Annotated in this window: 17 protein-coding genes; 6 read left to right on the forward strand and 11 right to left on the reverse strand. The window is 49.4% G+C overall.

The genetic code is table 11. From position 1 onward, the window contains the following. Nucleotides 1-259: 259 nt before the first annotated feature. From BOO20_RS00435 to BOO20_RS00445, 3 genes are all read right to left on the reverse strand, one after another. A complete protein-coding gene (locus tag BOO20_RS00435; protein ID WP_083694459.1) occupies nucleotides 260-949 on the reverse strand; it encodes a PAS domain-containing protein in 690 nt (229 codons plus the stop codon). 196 nt (nucleotides 950-1,145) lie between these two features. Continuing rightward, a complete protein-coding gene (locus BOO20_RS00440) occupies nucleotides 1,146-1,910 on the reverse strand; it encodes a TerC family protein (protein ID WP_076789183.1) in 765 nt (254 codons plus the stop codon). Nucleotides 1,911-2,148: 238 nt separating this feature from the next. Next, the gene (locus BOO20_RS00445; RefSeq protein ID WP_076789217.1) at nucleotides 2,149-4,062 is read right to left on the reverse strand and encodes a potassium transporter Kup; all 1,914 of its coding nucleotides are present in this window, start codon (nucleotides 4,060-4,062) and stop codon (nucleotides 2,149-2,151) included. 615 nt (nucleotides 4,063-4,677) lie between these two features. Between BOO20_RS00445 and BOO20_RS00450 the strand changes: the two genes are divergently transcribed. Together BOO20_RS00450 and BOO20_RS00455 are read left to right on the forward strand one after the other, a co-directional pair. Next, complete coding sequence (locus BOO20_RS00450) at nucleotides 4,678-5,181, forward strand: septal ring lytic transglycosylase RlpA family protein (RefSeq protein WP_076789185.1); 504 nt, start codon at nucleotides 4,678-4,680, stop codon at nucleotides 5,179-5,181. 177 nt (nucleotides 5,182-5,358) lie between these two features. Then, nucleotides 5,359-5,832 (forward strand): septal ring lytic transglycosylase RlpA family protein, encoded by a 474-nt coding sequence (locus BOO20_RS00455; RefSeq protein WP_076789188.1) that lies wholly within the window; start codon nucleotides 5,359-5,361, stop codon nucleotides 5,830-5,832. A gap of 28 nt (nucleotides 5,833-5,860) precedes the next feature. On the opposite strand, the gene BOO20_RS00460 is transcribed toward BOO20_RS00455, so the two are convergent. After that, nucleotides 5,861-6,571 (reverse strand): bifunctional 2-polyprenyl-6-hydroxyphenol methylase/3-demethylubiquinol 3-O-methyltransferase UbiG, encoded by a 711-nt coding sequence (locus tag BOO20_RS00460; RefSeq protein WP_076789190.1) that lies wholly within the window; start codon nucleotides 6,569-6,571, stop codon nucleotides 5,861-5,863. Nucleotides 6,572-6,616: 45 nt separating this feature from the next. Between BOO20_RS00460 and BOO20_RS13210 the strand changes: the two genes are divergently transcribed. Then, entirely contained in the window at nucleotides 6,617-6,751 is a 135-nt protein-coding gene (locus tag BOO20_RS13210; RefSeq protein ID WP_255372187.1) for a hypothetical protein, read from the forward strand. 43 nt (nucleotides 6,752-6,794) lie between these two features. Here the strand turns inward: BOO20_RS13210 and dsbD are convergent, their stop codons facing one another. From dsbD to BOO20_RS00475, 3 genes are all read right to left on the reverse strand, one after another. After that, entirely contained in the window at nucleotides 6,795-8,657 is a 1,863-nt protein-coding gene (dsbD, locus tag BOO20_RS00465) for a protein-disulfide reductase DsbD (protein WP_076789192.1), read from the reverse strand. Nucleotides 8,658-8,705: 48 nt separating this feature from the next. Then, nucleotides 8,706-9,593 carry an FAD:protein FMN transferase gene (locus BOO20_RS00470; RefSeq protein WP_076789194.1) on the reverse strand — a complete coding sequence of 296 codons (888 nt, stop codon included), beginning with the start codon at nucleotides 9,591-9,593 and terminating at the stop codon, nucleotides 8,706-8,708. 101 nt (nucleotides 9,594-9,694) lie between these two features. Then, nucleotides 9,695-10,903, reverse strand: coding sequence for a DUF3570 domain-containing protein (locus BOO20_RS00475; RefSeq protein ID WP_076789220.1), 1,209 nt, complete (start codon nucleotides 10,901-10,903; stop codon nucleotides 9,695-9,697). Between the two features lie 73 nt (nucleotides 10,904-10,976). On the opposite strand from BOO20_RS00475, the gene BOO20_RS00480 reads away from it, so the two are divergent. After that, nucleotides 10,977-11,300, forward strand: coding sequence for a hypothetical protein (locus BOO20_RS00480; protein ID WP_076789197.1), 324 nt, complete (start codon nucleotides 10,977-10,979; stop codon nucleotides 11,298-11,300). A gap of 49 nt (nucleotides 11,301-11,349) precedes the next feature. Here the strand turns inward: BOO20_RS00480 and mazG are convergent, their stop codons facing one another. Then, nucleotides 11,350-12,159, reverse strand: coding sequence for a nucleoside triphosphate pyrophosphohydrolase (mazG, locus tag BOO20_RS00485; RefSeq protein ID WP_076789200.1), 810 nt, complete (start codon nucleotides 12,157-12,159; stop codon nucleotides 11,350-11,352). A 155-nt stretch (nucleotides 12,160-12,314) separates the two neighbouring features. Between mazG and mnmE the strand changes: the two genes are divergently transcribed. Both mnmE and BOO20_RS00495 read left to right on the forward strand, forming a co-directional pair. After that, on the forward strand, nucleotides 12,315-13,739 hold the full coding sequence (gene mnmE, locus BOO20_RS00490; RefSeq protein ID WP_076789203.1) for a tRNA uridine-5-carboxymethylaminomethyl(34) synthesis GTPase MnmE: 1,425 nt from the start codon (nucleotides 12,315-12,317) through the stop codon (nucleotides 13,737-13,739). Nucleotides 13,740-13,865: 126 nt separating this feature from the next. Beyond that, nucleotides 13,866-15,215 (forward strand): ATP-binding protein, encoded by a 1,350-nt coding sequence (locus tag BOO20_RS00495; protein ID WP_076789206.1) that lies wholly within the window; start codon nucleotides 13,866-13,868, stop codon nucleotides 15,213-15,215. 276 nt (nucleotides 15,216-15,491) lie between these two features. Here the strand turns inward: BOO20_RS00495 and BOO20_RS00500 are convergent, their stop codons facing one another. From BOO20_RS00500 to BOO20_RS00510, 3 genes are all read right to left on the reverse strand, one after another. Next, nucleotides 15,492-15,968 (reverse strand): DUF1566 domain-containing protein, encoded by a 477-nt coding sequence (locus BOO20_RS00500; protein WP_076789209.1) that lies wholly within the window; start codon nucleotides 15,966-15,968, stop codon nucleotides 15,492-15,494. A gap of 196 nt (nucleotides 15,969-16,164) precedes the next feature. Then, entirely contained in the window at nucleotides 16,165-16,899 is a 735-nt protein-coding gene (locus tag BOO20_RS00505; protein WP_076789212.1) for a carboxypeptidase-like regulatory domain-containing protein, read from the reverse strand. A 54-nt stretch (nucleotides 16,900-16,953) separates the two neighbouring features. After that, nucleotides 16,954-18,468 (reverse strand): hypothetical protein, encoded by a 1,515-nt coding sequence (locus BOO20_RS00510; RefSeq protein ID WP_076789215.1) that lies wholly within the window; start codon nucleotides 18,466-18,468, stop codon nucleotides 16,954-16,956. Between the last annotated feature and the right edge of the window lie 96 nt (nucleotides 18,469-18,564).

Genomic DNA, 18,564 nt, shown 5'->3' on the forward strand with positions numbered 1-18,564 from the left:
TCTATTTTATTATCATAACCTACAGGGATTTATTTTTTCAACAGTTGGACACCAGTGATAAAACATATAATTTATAGAAATAAAATCGGGAGAAAAAACCGTATTACGGTAATAGCATTACAGACTTGAAACAAGACAATATATTTCAGAAAAAAAGAGCCGATTGATCACCATATAAAAAAGAGCGGGTTCTTCCGGTGAAACAACGGCATGAAGCGTAACTGCAGAAAAGAAGAGGAAAGCAGTCAAGAATGAGCGGCTAACTCTCTCTGCGCTTTAAAATCATAGAATATTCAGCCTGCTCTGACATTGGTATCTTTTTTATATACAGGCATAGCTCAACAGGAATAAAACTGCCATCACTTGTTTTGAATCTCGAAGCAAACGAGACAATATCATCATCAAGCCGCTGCTGCTGCAAAACACTCTGTACCGTGAGATAATCTTCAGGATGGATCAATTCGGATAATTCAGCTCCGGACAAAGCCCCTTTTTCATATCCCAAAAACCTCTCAATCGATCCTGTCAGATCAACGATACGTTCATCCTGATCAACAATTGCATAGGCATCGATCTCCGGTTTGCTCACATCAGCACTTCCGGCAATCTGCAGCCGAACCTTCCTGAAAAGGTTTTCAATGTCCATAAGGTACCGGGACAACGCCATCGTATTACTCAGCGAAGAGGGGGTGGTGCTGGGAACATGACCGCTGAGCAGCCACTCTATATCCGCGCCATCCTTTTCAAGCCGCGCAATCATTTTCTTTCCGGGCATGCATTTGCCTGAAAGATAGGGAGTCATCTGAGCCGGATATTTAATGCCGGTAGCACGACAGAATGCGTTGACTGAACCGTGTTTTTTCAGAACGTACTCTCTGAGTCTTTGACTGAATCCCGTAGATGAACCCATAACATCAAATAAAGGAGTGTATTGAAAAGTGCCTGCCATACATGAACATCCCTGTACAGCAACGAGTATGGAGAGATCAAAGAGAACAGGCAAATAAAGTATCAGGAAGGCAGAGATGCCGCCCCGTTTCCGCAGCAAACAACCGAGTATACCGTCCGATGTCAAATATACATCTTATAAAAAAAGATATACTAAAGAAAAACCGTGATCGCACTCTTCTTCAGGTGTTTATACCTTAACGATCTTTTGCCGGATAGTTGAACAGCTGACTGGTCAGCAGGGGAACAACAAAGACAGCAACCGTGACCCCGGAAGTGATCATATCCCCGGCATGGCCTTCAAGAAATCGAACAAAAACCGTTTCCGGATAAAAATGCTCCACGGCAGAGAGGGTGAGCTTGAGACCAAGCAGGCCAATGACGACAAACGCTGAGGTCTCAAGAAAGGGATACTTCTCCATCAACCGGACAAAGCCCTGGGCAACAAACCGCATGGCGAGAATACCGATAAACACGCCGGTCCAGATCAGAACGATGTTGTCTGTAAAGGCAACAGCGGCAAAAATATTATCTATGGAAAAAGCCAGATCCATCATTTCGATAAGCAGCACCGTAGACCAGAATGTTCCAAGCGATCCTGATGTCCATTTATACAGCCAGTTATCCTCTTTCTGAAAATAGTCGTCGCTTTTTTGCGGAGTTGATCGACCTTTCATCCAGTCCCAGAAAAGATAGAGCAGGTAGAGTCCTCCCAATGGCTTCAGCCACCATATCTGAACCAGAACCGCTGCAAAAAAAAGGCAGATCCCTCTGAAGGCATAAGCCCCGAGAATGCCGTATCGAAGTGCAGTCGCCCGTTTTTTTTCAGGGAGGTCCATAACCATTGTCGCAAGTACCGCTGCATTATCAACCGAGAGCAGACTTTCAATGATGATCAGATTGCCGATAACAAGCAGTGACGACAGTGGATTATCTAAAATATTGTGGACAACATCCATCATAATTCAATCAGTATGTACTATTCCCTCATAATAGCGTTCTTGGAAGGCTCTTCCATAAAAAAACGCCGTCACAACTACCGTTCAACGATCTTCTCTTCTGACAGTAGTCCCCGGTCTATTGTGTTGTGAGGGCTTTGAAGGGGCAAGACGGTGGAGCACAAAACCGGAGTCACGACAGAGAGGGATAGGGATGTCGGGTAACACCCGATCCCGGTCTGCCGGAAGACAACAACGATATTCAGATCTGCACCAGAAGACCTATCTCAATAACCTGACCCGATGGCAAGTCGTAGTACGCTGTAGCACTGAGTGCATTTCGGGCCATCAGGGCAAAAAGCTTTTTCCGCCATAAAATCATCTTCGTCTTCAGGCCGGCAACAATTTTCTCCCGACTGAGAAAAAAGCTGATGGCAGCAGGCTTGAAATGCAGCCCCTGATGATTGGCCAGAGCTATGACCTGGCGAATATTGGGATACTCAAGAAAACCGAAGCGGGCAACAACCTTGAAAAACCCATCGCCCAGCTTGACCACCTCAACCTTGCGGCTGTTCGGCACCCTCGGCACCCGCTCTGTACTGAAATGAAAAAGTGCCACCTCCGAATGCAGTACCTTGTTATGACGAAGGTTGTGGAGCATGGCAATTGGTATTACATCCGGATTGGCCGTCAGATAGACCGCCTGCCCGGTTACCCGCTGAGGCTGCTGCAGCGCCAGACTCTGCATGAACTCTTCAACCGTAAGGGTACGGTCCTGCAACTGCTGCAAAAGAAGCGTACGCCCCTGTTTCCAGGTCAGCATAATGGTAAAGACAACCAGGCCGATCACAAGAGGGAACCAGGCTCCATGAAAAAGCTTGGTCATACTTGCCCCGAAAAATGAGATATCGATCACAGCAAAACAGCTGATCATAATCGTGAGCGCCACATTGTTCCACTTCCAGAGATCACGGGCAACATAGTAAAACAGAATGGTGGAGATCAGCATGGTGGCCGTAACAGCAACGCCATAAGCCGCGGCAAGCTTGCTTGATGACCCGAAACCGGCAACCAGACTGATGGTTGCAATCATCAGCGACCAGTTCGCTGCCGGAACATAAATTTGTCCCATATGCTTGGCGGAGGTATGCGTCACCGTGAGGCGGGGAAGATAACCAAGCTGGATGGCCTGCTGGGTCAAGGAGAAGACTCCGGTGATCAGGGCCTGTGAGGCAATAATCGTTGCAGATGTTGCCAGTATAACCATAGGAATCATTGCCCACTCCGGTACAAGCTCGTAAAAGGGATGATGGGACTCCTGCGGAAATTCCAGAAGCAGCGCTCCCTGGCCGAAATAGTTAAGCAGCAAAGCCGGAAGCACCAGCACTACCCAGGTCATCCGGATGGGGCGCCGCCCAAAATGGCCCATATCAGCATAGAGTGCTTCTGCACCCGTAACCGAGAGGAAAACCGCGCCGAGCACCATAAAGCCCTGGAGATGATTACCTAATATAAAAGAGATACCGTACCAGGGCAGGATTGCCTGCAGAATCTGGGGGTAACGAATAATTTCCACAAGGCCGAGCACTCCGATAACCGCAAACCAGACAAAGATAATCGGACCGAAAAGGGCTCCGACCCTTGCTGTGCCGTGATGCTGGAAGAAAAAAAGGAGAGCAAGCACCGCAATGGTGACAGGAATAACCAGATCCTTGAATGCCGGCGCAATAATCTGAACACCTTCAACGGCACTGAGAACCGATATGGCCGGCGTAATCATACCGTCACCATAGAGCAGTGCAGCACCGAAAAGACCGATCGCCACCAGAAACCAGCGTTCACGACCGATTTTCTTGCTCTGGGTAATGATCAGTGCCGTAAGAGCCAGAATACCGCCCTCACCGTCATTATCCGCCTTCATGATAAAGGTCAGATATTTCAGACTGACAATCAGCAAGAGCGACCAGACAAGCAGGGAGAGCACGCCGAGAACATTGCCTTCTGTAACAGGGATACCATAATCGCCATGGAAACACTCACGAACAGCATAGAGGGGACTGGTTCCGATATCACCGAATACCACACCGAGAGCAGCAAGAGAGAGGCCTGCAAGCCGTTTAAAGCCGGAAGGTTCTGAATGAGAATGGGAACCTGACTCTTCAGACATTATTGACATGATTATCTTCACAAAAAAAATAATATCCATCAGACCTCATGCCTGATAAAAACAACAATAAAGCCAATTAATCCTAAAACACAAAGGATTGCGACTGCCGCCACACCCATGGAAGAGGAGAACAGGCCGCTCTGTTGCACACCGTTACCATACCATTACAGAACAAAATATCGAGTGCTCAATATAGACAATAGTTGCTCAATCGAACAATACAGCTGACCGGACAGCGATCTGCAGCAGAGCATTGATCACCATCCTTTCAGAATCCGGAAACAACCCCCGGAACGCGTGTGTAAAAAAAACACAACCGCAGCCGACTCACCCGGAATGAATATTATCCACAATAAAGAATAAAATGAGGATTTACTGCCGGGTATCCCGAAAACAGCAAGAGCTCATTCGAAGGATGAATTATAGCCATTACAATTCGAATTATCCCTCAAAATGGCTCTAAACCCCTGTATTTAAAAGGGTTTGCGTAATAATTGCTTATTATAATTTTATTTCTGTATATTAAGAGGTGCCGGGGAACTGAATGGATTATCGATTTTTATTCATTTCGAATCATCACTCCCTGGATTCCGTCACGATGACGGGCAACCAAACCCCGAGTTTATGAAGCATGAAAAACAAGTTATCAATCTATCATTTGTAATAGCTCTGATGTTGGCCACTCTTTCGGTCAATACGAGCGGTTCGATTTTCTCCGGAATAACCGAACGATATAATCCTTTCTACAGCTCTGCAGAAGCAGCGCAGCAGAGCAGTTCACCACTGAATAAAGAATCACGCACAAACACTCTTGTTGGTGAGGGGAAAGCCTCCTTCTACGCCAATCAGTTTCATGGCCGTACAACGGCAAATGGCGAGACCTTCAATATAAACAAGCTGACCGCTGCCCATCCATCACTGCCTTTCGGCACATGGGTAAGAGTAACCAATATGCGAACAGGCAAAGACGTTGTTGTTCGGATCAATGATCGAGGCCCATTTGTCAAAGGGAGGATTATCGACCTCTCTATCGGCGCAGCAAAGGAGCTTGGCATACTGAAAACAGGAACCGCCCAGGTTAAACTGGAAACTATTGGTTCCTCCAACCGCAGATCATCAGCTTCCTGACACCCGCCTCCTCATCCCGGTTTAAACCGGATGCGCTCGGAGGTTAGTAACGGTTTTTGTATAGTAAACATGAAAAGGCCGGATGGCCTTTTCATGTTTACTATCGGAACAAGACGGCTCTGACTGAATTGAGGCGAAAGAGAAAACGTTTAAAAACGCTCATAACCTTGTGGCATTATGACGAAAACCAGACGATCTATGCTCCGGCTCCCTTTTCTCCTGATTATGACCCTTATCTGCTGCCCTGCATGGAAAACCGCACCACTCCATGCAGCAGAAGCATCTGAACTTCCCCTTGAAAACAGCTCTTCGTTCCCGCAGGATAACCGTGGTGTAACCACCCTTATTCCTGAGCGCGCTTTGACTGCCGAAGGGACCGCCTCCTACTACAACAGAAAGTTTCAGGGCAGAAAAACAGCAAGCGGTGAATCCTTTAACTGTAACCACTTCACGGCTGCTCACCGCTCACTTCCTTTTGGAACCAGCGTCAGGGTGATCAATCTTGATAACGGAAAACAGGTCGTTGTTCGCATCAACGACCGGGGACCTCATTTAAAGGGGCGAATTATAGATGTTTCTCCTGCCGCTGCCAGAGAGATCGGGCTTTTCGGCAATGGAACCGCCAATGTACGCATTGAAGCCTGGAACTGAGGAGTCTCCTCCCTGCTTCCGGGAGCCATTACTTTCTGCAAACCATCACAAGAGCTGAACTCCGGCTCTTTATAAACGGCTGACGATCATAACCGCCATACACCCCCTCAACCGAAAACCCCGCTTCAGTAAGCCGGCTTAAAAAGGCCTCCTCGCAAAGCGGATAGAGCGGGGACGCTTCATGAAAAATCGTTTTCCCCCCGGAGATCATCTTCACCTCAAAAGTTACCTGTTCCGGCGAGATACGGCTATATCGGCGATGAAACTCCATCGAGCCGGTTGCGATGCTTTTTACCGGAAAGGTATACTCCTGCAGAGTCAGAAAATAGTCCCAGTTCACAACCTGAAAAACCCAGAACCCTCCCTCCGCAAGTTTCTCATACAAAGCAGCAAAATAAAGTAACAGCTGCCCTCCGGAGAGATGAGCCAGCACATTACCGATTGAGTAAATCATCTGAAAGGATGAGGGAAAGCGCTCTATGGCGGTCATATCCATACAGTGGAATGCTGCAAGCGGAAAACGCTCCTTTGCTGCAGCAATCATCCCTGCATCAAGATCAACCCCCGAAGCATGGTAACCATCAAGAGCAAACCTGCCGCAATAGAAACCGGGACCGCAACCGGCATCAAGCAGTTTGCTTCCGGTTTCGCCTGCATATTCCCGGAGGAAGCTATAAACCTCCTCTCTGAATGGGAAAATCTGAGGGTAAAACGGTGCAAATTCCGTATAAAAAGACATGCCGCCGCATTTAGATTGCCTGTCACTGCAGGAAGTAACGTACCCATGACCAGAAAAGATAAGCAGAACTGTTCAAACAACCAGCCGGACGAACGGGCTGTACGGCTGAAAACAGCTCGCCCTGTTTCCGTCCGGGGGCGGAAACAGGGCGAAAAGGGGATAGAGCAGAGTAGCGAGTGACCGCCTGGCGCTGTAATCCGGTAATCTTTTCAGCCGGAAGCGATCAGCTGCCTGTCACAATCTTGCTGAGATGAGTGGAAAAAGCAGGTGCTTCAAGAAAACCGATAACCCTGCTGTCCGGAATCTCCTTGCCTGATGTATCAAAAAAAATCATGCCGGGAGGACCGAACAACCCGAAGCGCTTCATCAATTCACGGTCATCAGCACTGTTGGCGGTAACATCAACCTGAAGCAGTGTCATATTGTTGAACTGCGAAATGACGTCAGGGTTATGAAAGGTAAACTTATCCATCTCCTTGCAGGCAACACACCAGTCAGCATAAAAATCGAGCATGACCGGCTTTTTTGCCGACTGGAGGGCCTGATCAAGCTCTGCGGCAGAGCGGATCTGTATGAAAGCGACCCTCTTCTCATCACCTAAAGCAGAAACTGCAGAGGCGTGAAAACCTGAGAGCGGTTTCAGGACATCGGTTCCGCCTGAAGTCGCACCAACAAGCTCCAGTACGCCAATAATAAAGAGTACAAGACCCAAGGCTTTGCCGAACTTCTGGGCAATCGTTGATTTTTCGGCATGTTTATCGAAAACTCCAAGAAAGACCGCACAAAGAATAGTAAACGCACCCCATGCAATCATGACCGCCTGAGCCGGAATCACCGGAGAGACCATCCAGATGGCAACTGCAATCAGCAGAAGACCGAAAACATATTTCACACCGATCATCCATGCTCCGGCGCGGGGAAGCAGGCTTCCGGCAGACAATCCGACCAGCAGAAGCGGAACACTCATACCCATGGCCATTGAAAAAAGAGCCAGTCCGCCAATAACCACATCTTTCGTCTGGCTGATATAGACAAGCGTTCCTGCAAGCGGCGCAGCAACACAGGGCCCGACAATCAGTGCCGACAGGGAGCCCATCAAAAACACACCGACAAATCGACCGCCCTTGAGATTTCCTGAAGTTTTGTTGAGCTTGTTCTGTATGGAAGCAGGCATCTGAAGCTGATAGACATCAAACATCGAGAGCGAGAGCGTCACAAGCAGAAGCGCAAAAACCATCAGTACCCATGGCTTCTGCAAAGCCCCGGCAAGTCCCTCACCGGCAAGCCCGGCTGCAACACCAAGAGAGGTATAAACCAGTGCCATTCCCAGACAGTAGGCCAGCGCCATTAAAAAACTGCGACGACGGGTAACCTCTCCCTCACCGACAATAATCGACGAGAGAATGGGGATCATGGGCAGCACACAGGGAGTAAAGGAGAGCAGCAGCCCGAACGCAAGGAATGCAAGGGCTATTTTCCAAAGACTGCCTCCGGCAAGGGTTGATTTCGCCAGATTGAGATCGTTATCGGCCTGCTTTACCTCCGTCGAAGCAACTGATGATGGCGCTGCTGCACTGTCTGCAGCAGGAGTAACTGATCCGGCATCGGCAACCGGCTGTTCACCTGCTACTGCCAGTACTCCGGGCTTTGAAGGATCAACCGTGAAGCTCTTGGTTATAGGCGGATAGCAGAGGCCGTCTTCGGCGCACCCCTGATACTCGACATTGAGCGTAAATATGCCGTCCGCTTTTGCAACAGGCGTTGTAACCGACAGCTTGTCATGATAGATAGCAAGCTTTTCGTTTGTTGTCGGGTCGGTATACAATATTGCCTTCGGCATAACGGGATTCTGAAGCTTCGCACCCCCTCCTTCAGCCGTCGCCTTCACCTTGTCCTGATAAAGCTTGTACCCTTTTGCTATCTCCCAATTCAGCAAAATCGTTTTGGAGCTGCTCAGCTCGGCCCTGAGCTTGAAGGCCTGGTCAGGATCAAGAAACTCAGCCGCATAAGCAGCACGTACAGTACCGCAGAGTACCAGCAAAAAAGTAAAAAGAGCGGCCGCGCGCCTGAAATAATAATGCGTCATAATGTTATCGCGTCAAAGTCGTTAGTGAATATTATAAAATCTGCTCTGTTAAGTATTGTGATAAATCCTGCCGAACTTGTCCACTGCCAGATAGTCCATTCCCGAATCCTTGAGAAAAGCCAATCCATCATCCTCCTTGAGCATTGCGATGGTCGAGTAACTCCCCGCCGTTATGGCTAACGGAGCAACAACCGTTACCGAACGCCAATAGGTGACCGGATATCCCGTACGGGGATGGATGATATGGCAGTATCGTTTTCCATCCGCTTCAAAAAAACGCTCATAATCACCGCTCGTGGCAAGTGCGCCGGAAAAGAGCGGGATAGAGGCAATCGTTTTTTCTCGGTGACGCGGATCCTGAATACCGATCACCCAGGCCGTACCGTCAGGCTTTGGGCCTATAACCCGTATATCACCGGCCAGATTGACGTATCCGGACCTTACCCCTTTTCCGTGAATAACCGCCGCAGCTCTGTCGGCGGCATACTCTTTGCCGAAGCCGCCGAAATCAAGCTCCATTCCCGCTACCGGCAGGTGCACCCGGTCATCCTTCTGCTCCACACGCTTCCAGTCGATAAGGGGAAGCAGCGATGAAAGGGTTTCCGGCGAAGGCAGTGCGGCCTCACTGAAATTCCAGGCCTTGCGCAACACCCCTGACGTGATATCAAATAACCCTGAACTGGTTTCATAGAGCTTATCTGCATACTGCAAAAGCGTTATGGTCTCGCTGTCACAGGAAACGGAATTCTGGCCGGCGGCAGCATTGATGCGCGAAACAATGCTCTCCGGCCGGTATCGGGAGTAGATACGCTCAATTCTTGAAACCTCCGCGATTGCATGTGCGGCTATTGCCTGTCCTTTATCCTTGCTTTCGGCAACAAGAACGACTTCACAATTACTCTTCATTGCCTGAAAGCGAAAACGAAAAATATTCATAACTGCTTTTTTTGTAGAACAACCGGGTGTCAAACTCCCCGACCGGGCAGGTTCACAACCGCCATGTACATCTGAAATTCATACTGTTTGCTGCATTTTACTCAGAACTGCCGTGAAACTCCGGCCTGAACACTTCTGGCATGGAAAGCCGTCACTCCCGGATCGCCGTTACCAAAAAGAGCCCACTGTTGACGCTGTTCATACTTTTCGAACTTGAAATCAACCAGCCAGTCACGGCTCAACTGCTTGCTTATCTTCACCCCGGCCGTAACAGCGCCAAAAGCCGAAAGCCGCTGATCTTCCGTATAAAAGAGTGCACCGGCAGGAGGCGGTGTGGCTGTTGACGGATTTGCCTGCTCTGCCGGGCCGGCTGCCACATAAAAATCAGCCCCGGACTGTGTATAGAGTCGAAGCAGCGGTGTTATTGTCCAGCCATGATGCAGCGGCTGTACATATTCACCCCCAAGCGTATGCGCCCGAATACCGAAAGAGTCAGTGTAATAACGCCAGGAGAGCCTGATGGTACCGTCGCTGCCATCGAAATGGTGGTTCCACCGGGTCAAAAGGGTCATGTTATTGCGATCCCCCGGTCTCTGGTCCGGATCCTTGTAGGGATCGGTGTAATAGCCGTTTCCGTTTGAGTAGCCAAGATTGAGCTGCACAATATCACGCTTCGATAACACTCTTGTAACACCCAACAGGCCCGCTACAATCTGCTTCCCTTCATTCCGGTCCTGCTTTTTCACCGCCACAACATTCGGAGCATTGAGCTTTATGGTATCGTCGGTAAAACTTCCACCGAGAGTAACCGTTGTATTTTTGTCCTCTGTCGACCAGCTCCCCTGCAAAGAGGCGCTGCGGGAGATATAATCGGACTCTTTCGAATAACTGAGAGCAGCACCAAGCGTTCCCTGTGAAAAGTACCGGGTGAGATTGAGATCACCGGCATAACGAATCTCCCCGGATGCTCCCGATACCGCGTTATTGGCCGGAAAACCCGAGGAGTGGTAGGCCGGAGATGCCCCCGTAACCGAATCCTCCATGAACGATGTTCCGATTGACCATTTACCGGCAATGGGAGCTGTTGCCATCACAGTAAAAGCATTAACCGCAATCCGATCCCTCTGCACTCCTGTTGTAAGCGCTGAATCTCCGGACTGACTATCCTGATAATTCAAATATTTCATGCTGACCACTCCCCGCTCTGGCGGAGCATCAGCATAGAGCATCTGCCCTGAGGGCAATGCCAGCGCAGCACCTAAAAGCACACTGCTCAAACGGGTGGATTTTACCTTTGCATGCAACTTCATCACATAGAGAGCAGTTACTGTTATTGCTAAATTGATAACCCCCGCAGCAGCCAAAAGCTGATTACCTGTTTACATGCAAGATCTCTTGCCGGAGAATATTGCTGAAGGTGTTAACTACCTTTTTTCCCTGCATGTGCAGAAAAAAAAGGCGTTAAAATACAACAACAGAATACATAATTACTGCTTTCCGGAAAAACAACTGCCAACGCAAGGTGAACACAAAATCAATGCCGGTACATCAAGAGGAGTATCTGGTTGTTATTATCAGGTCATCAAGGCAACAGCAGTCATCGACGCATCTCTATCATCACCAGCCAAAATCACTATCATCAAGGCGCTTACGGTACCGGCAGGATCAGCAGCTCATCAGCTAACCCTTTTTAATTGTAGTGAATAAACAATTAAAGAAGCCTTAACGATAACTTAATTTACGCTTAAAAAACGCCCTAACACCGTTTTACCTCCTGCCACAAGGCATCAAGCTCTTCGGGGCTGAACTCCTTCCAGTCGCGCTCCGAAGAGTGCACCTTCTCTTCAACAGCGCGAAACCTGGCCATGAACTTGTTTGTGGCTTTTCTGAGCGCATCTTCAGGATTGGCGCCAAGAAAACGGCTGTAGTTGACAATAGTGAAGAGCAGGTCGCCAAACTCCTCCTCCTGTTCAGCCTTGCCTGCCGCATGTTTCAGTTCACTGATCTCTTCAGCAAGCTTGTCGAGCACCCCGTCATCACTTGGCCAGTCGAAACCGACTCCGGAGACCTTTTTCTGCACCCGGTATGCCCGCAGCAGTTCCGACATGGTGTTCGGCACACCCTCAAGCAGACTTTGACGACCCTCCTGCATTTTAAGGCTTTCCCAGTTTTTCACAACCTCCCGTTCGCTCTCGGCTACAACGTCACCAAACACATGCGGATGACGGCTTATGAGCTTGTGAGAGAGCGCATCAAAAACATCTCCAAACGAGAAGGTTCCGCGCTCACCGGCGAGTTCCACCTGAAAACAGAGGTGAAGAAAGAGGTCGCCTATCTCTTTTTTAAGTTCACTCTCATCCCCCTCGTCGATAGCATGTACCAGCTCATAGCTCTCCTCAAGCAGCAGATGGGCAAGAGAGTGCGAGGTCTGTTTTCTGTCCCATGGGCACTCCTGGCGAAGCACCTTTACCAGGCTGACCACCCGTTCAAACTGCTCCTGAAGCGTACGCTCTCTCTTTGCGGTAATAGCCGCTTTCAACTGCTCAATCGGTCTGTTCTCCTGCATGGTCTCTTTTGATTTTGTTTCCCTTCAAACTGCCAAGGGTATCGCTCTACAGTATCGGGACGAAACAGCGTTACAACGATGCCCTAAAGTTACAATTTCTTGCCTCTAATCCTTATACTTCCAGAACGTACACTCAACCTCAAAAACCAGCAGCCATGACCACCCGCTCCGCCTCTCTGCCTCAACCAGGCATGCCGATAGCCGCAGTTGCAACGCCGGTTGGTGTCGGAGCGCTGGCGGTTGTGCGTATAAGCGGGAGGGGAGTTTTCGGGATCGCCGGGCGTATTTTCAAAAAAAAGCAGAACCCCGCATTCCGATTTGCAGAAGCAAAGGGATATACGGCCCATTTCGGCTCCGTGCATGACTCTGAGGGGCTGATTGATGAAGTGGTAGCACTCGTCCTGCGCGCCCCAAACTCCTTTACCATGGAGGATATGGTGGAGTTTACCTGCCACGGAGGGCCGGTTGTTGTTCAGCACATTCTGAAAGTGCTGCTCGATGAGGGGTGCCGCCTGGCTGAACCCGGAGAGTTTACCCGCCGCGCCTTCCTCAACGGCCGCATTGATCTCCTCCAGGCTGAAGCCATCGGCGAGATGATCCATGCCCGCTCCGAGTCAGCCTTCCGCACGGCGGTGACCCAGATGCAGGGGACACTTTCACTCCGTCTTGAGGCCATGCGCGAGCAGCTTCTTCGCTCCTGCGCACTGCTTGAGCTTGAGCTGGATTTCAGCGAGGAGGATGTGGAGTTCCAGAGCCGCAGAGAGCTTCAGCAGCAGCTGGGAGTGTTGCAGGAGGAGCTGCGTCGTCTTGTCGACTCCTACCAGCATGGCAGGATCATGAAGGAGGGGGTTGCAACCGTCATTGCAGGCAGACCGAATGCCGGTAAATCAACCCTCCTCAACACCCTGCTCGGCCTGGAGCGCTCGATTGTCAGCCACATGCCGGGTACGACCCGCGACTACATTGAGGAGTGCTTTCTCTATAACAAAACCATGTTCCGCCTCACCGATACTGCGGGTCTGCGCGAAGCCGAGGAGGCGGTCGAGCACGAAGGGGTGAAGCGGAGCTATCGAAAAATTGCCGAAGCCGACCTTATCGTATACATCCTTGACCTCACGCTTGATGACTATGCGGATGAGGTTGCCCGAATCCTTGAATTCAAAAGCGAGTACCGAAATGCAAGGATGATTGTTGCGGCCAACAAAATTGACCTGACATCGGAAAGTCCGGAGAGGATTCAAGAGCTGCGTAAAGCAACCGGTTGTGCGGTATGCGGAATTTCGGCGGCAAAGGGTGAAGGGCTTGAGACACTTAAAGAGCTGATGAGTTCTATGGTTGTTGGGCTCGACAAGCTGCATGAAGCAAGCGTGCTCGTCACCAGCCTTCGCCACTATGAAGCCCTTCGCAACGCCTCCGATGCCCTCGAAAACGCCCGGATGTTGATCAACAGCAACTCCGAAACCGAACTCATCGCCTTTGAACTCCGCTCAGCCCTCGACTACGTCGGCGAGATCACCGGCAAGGTTATCAACGAGGAGATACTCAACAAAATTTTTGATCAGTTCTGCATCGGAAAATAGATTTCCTGCAATGGGCAGGATAAGCCCGAAACCGGTAAGAATAAATACCGGATAAAGCGCTAACTGGTATTTATTCTTACCGGTTTGTTATATTAACCGGTAAGAATAAATACCGGATAAGCAATTATGAAGGAAATACTGAAAGAGATTATCCTCGATTTTCAGGAGCTTGACCTCCCGACTGGCGTACTGCGTAAAGTCGAGATTACCCCTGTTGATGGTAAAGCTACGGTCTGCATAGGAGTACGCAGAAGCGGAAAATCAACCTTCATGTTCCAGATCATCAAGCGGCTGCTTGTTGCAGGAACACCCCGGCAGAATATCCTCTATCTGAACTTTTTCGATGACAGGCTGCACAGCCTGCAACACGAAACTCTTGGTATCATTACAGAGGTCTATTATTCGCTTTATCCGAATAAAAAAAGCACGGAAAAAGTGTACTGCTTTTTCGATGAAATACAGGTCATTCCCGACTGGGAAAAATTCATTGACCGGATGATGCGTACTGAAAAGTGTGAAATCTACATCACCGGTTCTTCCGCACAGATGCTCTCAAGGGAGATAGCAACCCAAATGCGTGGCCGGGCTCTTTCTTGGGAGATGTTCCCTTTTTCATTTCAGGAATTCCTTGATTTCAAAGGAATCGAAACCCCGGAATCCCTCTCAACCAAAAACCGCCTGAAGATACAAAAGGCCTTTGAAGAGTATTGGCACACAGGGGGCTTTCCCGAAGTAGCAGGACTCAACCGGATGTTACAGATAAAAACCCATCAGGAGTATTTCAATGCCATGCTGTTCCGTGATCTCATCGAGCGTCACGACATAGCCCACCCGAAAGCAATCAAGGATCTGGCCCACTGGCTTGCAGACAACACCGCATCACTCTATTCGATCAATAATCTCACCGGATATCTCAAATCGCTTTGGCACAAGGTGCCGAAAACCGCTGTTGCTGACTATCTGGAGTGGTTTGAGGATGCCTATATTTTTTTTTCGGTACGCATTTTCGATGCTTCGCTGGCTCGATCCAACACCAACCCAAAAAAAATCTACTGCATCGATCACGCTCTGGTAACCTCGGTAAGCTCGGGCATTCTTGTCAATTCAGGACACTTGCTGGAAAACCTCGTATTTATAGCACTTCGCAGGATCACTCCTGATATCTGGTACTATAAAACAAAGGCCGGACGGGGGGTAGATTTTATCGTCCAGCAGCAGAATCGTTCCCGCATACTGGTACAGGTCTCTGAGTCGTTGGCTGAATCACAAACCCGTAAACGGGAGATCACCGCACTATCCGAAGCTATGGCCGAACTGAAGCTGACGGAAGGGATAATCGTAACTCGAAGGGATGATGAGCAGATTCAGGTCAAAGCAGGAACCATCAACGTCCTGCCCGCCTGGCGGTTCATGCTGAATCTATCTCATGGCGGCTACACAGCAGAACAGAAAGCTACTGAAAACCGAAACCCTTGACCATATCTATATTGGGGACTCTGAAGGGTATGTCAGTTTATGAGAATCATCAACAACAATTGGAGAAAACATATCAAGTAGTTCCTGCACACCACAGTGGTGATGAAAATTCAATAACACCAAACATTCTCATAGGCAGTATCAAGAAAGATCACCGGCAAAATCAGGGCCTGTGTTTGACAATTACTGGATCTTATATTTCTTCGATTCTTTGACTCTGTCTTTCCGGAACCATCCTCAAACCCATTACATCCCGAATCAAAAATTTCTCTTCCGTCAAAACGCCCGGATGGCGCGGACACGGTTGTAGGCATCCTTCGGTTCGGCGCTCTGGTTGCCGAAACGGCTGAAATCCTTTATCCAGATTCCGGCTTTAATCCAGCCTCCTCCGTCAAGGCTCTCCGAGGAGCTCCAGTAGGTGGCGGAATCCTGCACAAAACCACCGACCACCCGTTTATGCATAAAGAGCTGGTTCAACTGCTCCTTGTCTGGCAGAATCCAGTCACGAAAACCGCCGGTTTCCGATTTTCTGCATGCCTCCACTGCGTCCGGCCAGTTGAACAACCCTTCAGACAACCCTTTCATGGCGGCTATACCCGGAGAGGAACCCTCCATATCGGATTTTGCAGCTATCAAACCGTGCACTCCTGTCTGGTCGATAAAAAAGATAATCCCGCCACCATATTGCGCGCCGATTTTGATGTCGGGTGAAGGATATGATTTCTCTCCGAATAGTTTGTTGAACAAAGACATAAATGAGGCTTGAAACGTTAACTAAAAGGCACTTCTATTAATTTATTCCGCAATTCGATTGCTTCGTTTGTTCCCGACAACGTCGGGATCGGGATACATTCCGGTTTTTTCTCTCCGCCAGCCGCTCAATCAAATCTCTCCCGACAACCAAAAGCAGTGCCCTGCAGTATACTACTTGTTACCCGTTCCACCACGCTCAGGGTGCAGGTTCACCGGCGGGAACCACTACCGGCGGAAGGGGAGGAACAACAATAGTCATATTGACATCAAAAAGGAAATCATCCTGTATCGTTATAGCAACCGGACGGGGATTTGCAATCGGGCGATTTCCGACCGATACCGGAGTGATGCGGTATGTTCCGCTGCGAAGGGTATCGGCACGATAGTAACCGAACTCGTTGGTAAAGGTCTTGACAGAAGATATGCCCTCCTTGTCGGATACTTCGAGCAGAACATTGGCAATACCGTTGCCGGAGGAGTCACCGACAAATCCTGCAACACCGAACTCCGCATACACCGGAATAGTGAGCGCCGTAACCGCTCCGCTTTTAACTTCCACTTTCCGCTCTTTCTGATCAACCGCCAGCTCAATAGGCAGTTTTTCAGGATCAACGGCAACATTATAGATACCGGGCTTCAGGCTTCCGATAAAAAATGATCCATCAATCTGCTGCTGCTGCATCTGACGGCCATTGAGCAGTATGCTGATATTATTGATGTCGGAAGCGGAGAGTTTTGTCTCATTGCCGATATCAAGGGAGCCGGCAATAGCTCCTCTGGTAAGGGTAACAGCATTGCGATTGATGGGAAAGAGCCCCCGGTTCGACCAACCAAGATCCCATGACAACGAGAGTGCAACATTTTTCTGTGTCTCGGGCATAATAACATTGGCATTCACATCGCCCATGGTAATATTGGCGACGGTTTTCATCTGATAGGTGTATTGCAGGGCAACCCGGAGTCCGGTATTGATATAACGGGTCCATTATCCGGCAACACCGAACGAAGTTGCTGAGCGGGAAATAGCCGTCTCGATCAGATCATTGGTATTCTCTTTTGGGTACCAGTTGAATAACAGATTGGTGATATTTGTTTTATAGATACGGTGATAATCGTTTAACAGGCGAACGTTGAAGTGATTACTGAAATTGCGCTGATAATCGAGAGAGACAATATCATTCTGATAGATCGTACGCAGGGTATTGTAGTCACCTATCCGGATGCCGGCCTCATAACGGTAGTTCTCAAAATCATCAGGAGTTGCGCTGAGTGTAAGACGGGAAAAAGGATAGAGGCTGATTGCAGGCAGAACATAATGGGCAGGCCAGCGATCCCCCAGTTTTTCGTAGTGCGCAATAATCTGCACCCCCAACTGCCGGAAGGGAGATGCTCCCCAGCGGAACAGATGATTGATATCTCTTTCCTGAAAATCATAGGCGAAACGATCCTGGCGCATGGTTCCCCAGTAAGCCGCCGTCCAGTTCGTATAGTGGCCTTCAAGCCGAAAATCGGCAGCTCCGCGTTCATTGGATCGCGCTCCGTAGAGTGCGGCATTCCAGTTTGCACCGGAAGAGAGTATGGTTCCGAGAAGCAGATCCGATGACTGAGCTGACGGGTTCAACTGCATTGCAGCTTCAAGGGTGATTCTGCTGTGCAGGCTATAGAGTACATTGCCGAAAGCTGCATCTGCATTGTTAAGTCGCTCCTGCTGGATGAGCAGGTTACCGGTTTTTCCGACACCGCCACGAATCAGCAGTTCGCCCTGCGGCAGAGCCCTTCCTGCAACTGACTGGCTGAAATCAATGACCTTTACGGGTTTTTCATTGATGGAACGAAGGTAAATATACACCTCTGTTTTACGGAGGTCTGTAGACATCCTGACGTTCTCGAAAAAGAACTTGCCGTCCAGACCGATGCGCTGGCGCTGAAAAACCTCGCCGTCAAAGCGCAGTTCCGCGATACTGGCGGGTGGGCCGTTGCCTTCAATAGTCCGTAACTGGCTGGCATCAATGTTTAAAAACAGCTCGCTTGCATTATCCTGCCCGGCATCAAGCTGGCGCATAATCGAATGGTTATTCCAGCCAATCTGCAAACCGGTCATGTTTGTAGATCCGATCAGCGAATAACTTCCGGTATACCCGGTACCAATCCGAAGAGCAAGTTTATTGTTGAAGGTAGTCCAATGGTAGCGTGAAGGGGTAAATGCCGATCCTCTTTCGGTCGCGGCAGTGACATTCCAGACTCCGTTCAAGAGCCGTCCTCCGCTTGCGATCTGCAGATTACGATTGACATCCGAGTTAAAATCATAGTCGGCTGAAGCTTCGATACCGATAAATGAAACGGAGCGATCCGGAGCAAGGATATCGGCCGTTCTGATCGTCATTTTTCTCGGTGAACCGGCACTCCAGGGGATGGTGAGCATAACAGCAAAGAGTTGCTGGTTAAACTCCGGAGAGGCAAGAAAGGTGGTTTTAAGATCAGTAAAAGAGATGCATGGCACAGCATCAAACTCTTTCAGTCTGGCTGTATTGAAACTGGGCTCTTCGCTATTTCAAGTGGGTAAGCTAAAGTCAAGCTTCCCTGCAATCATGTAGAT

The organism is Chlorobium sp. KB01 (assembly GCF_001975465.1).
Taxonomy (GTDB): domain Bacteria; phylum Bacteroidota; class Chlorobiia; order Chlorobiales; family Chlorobiaceae; genus Chlorobium.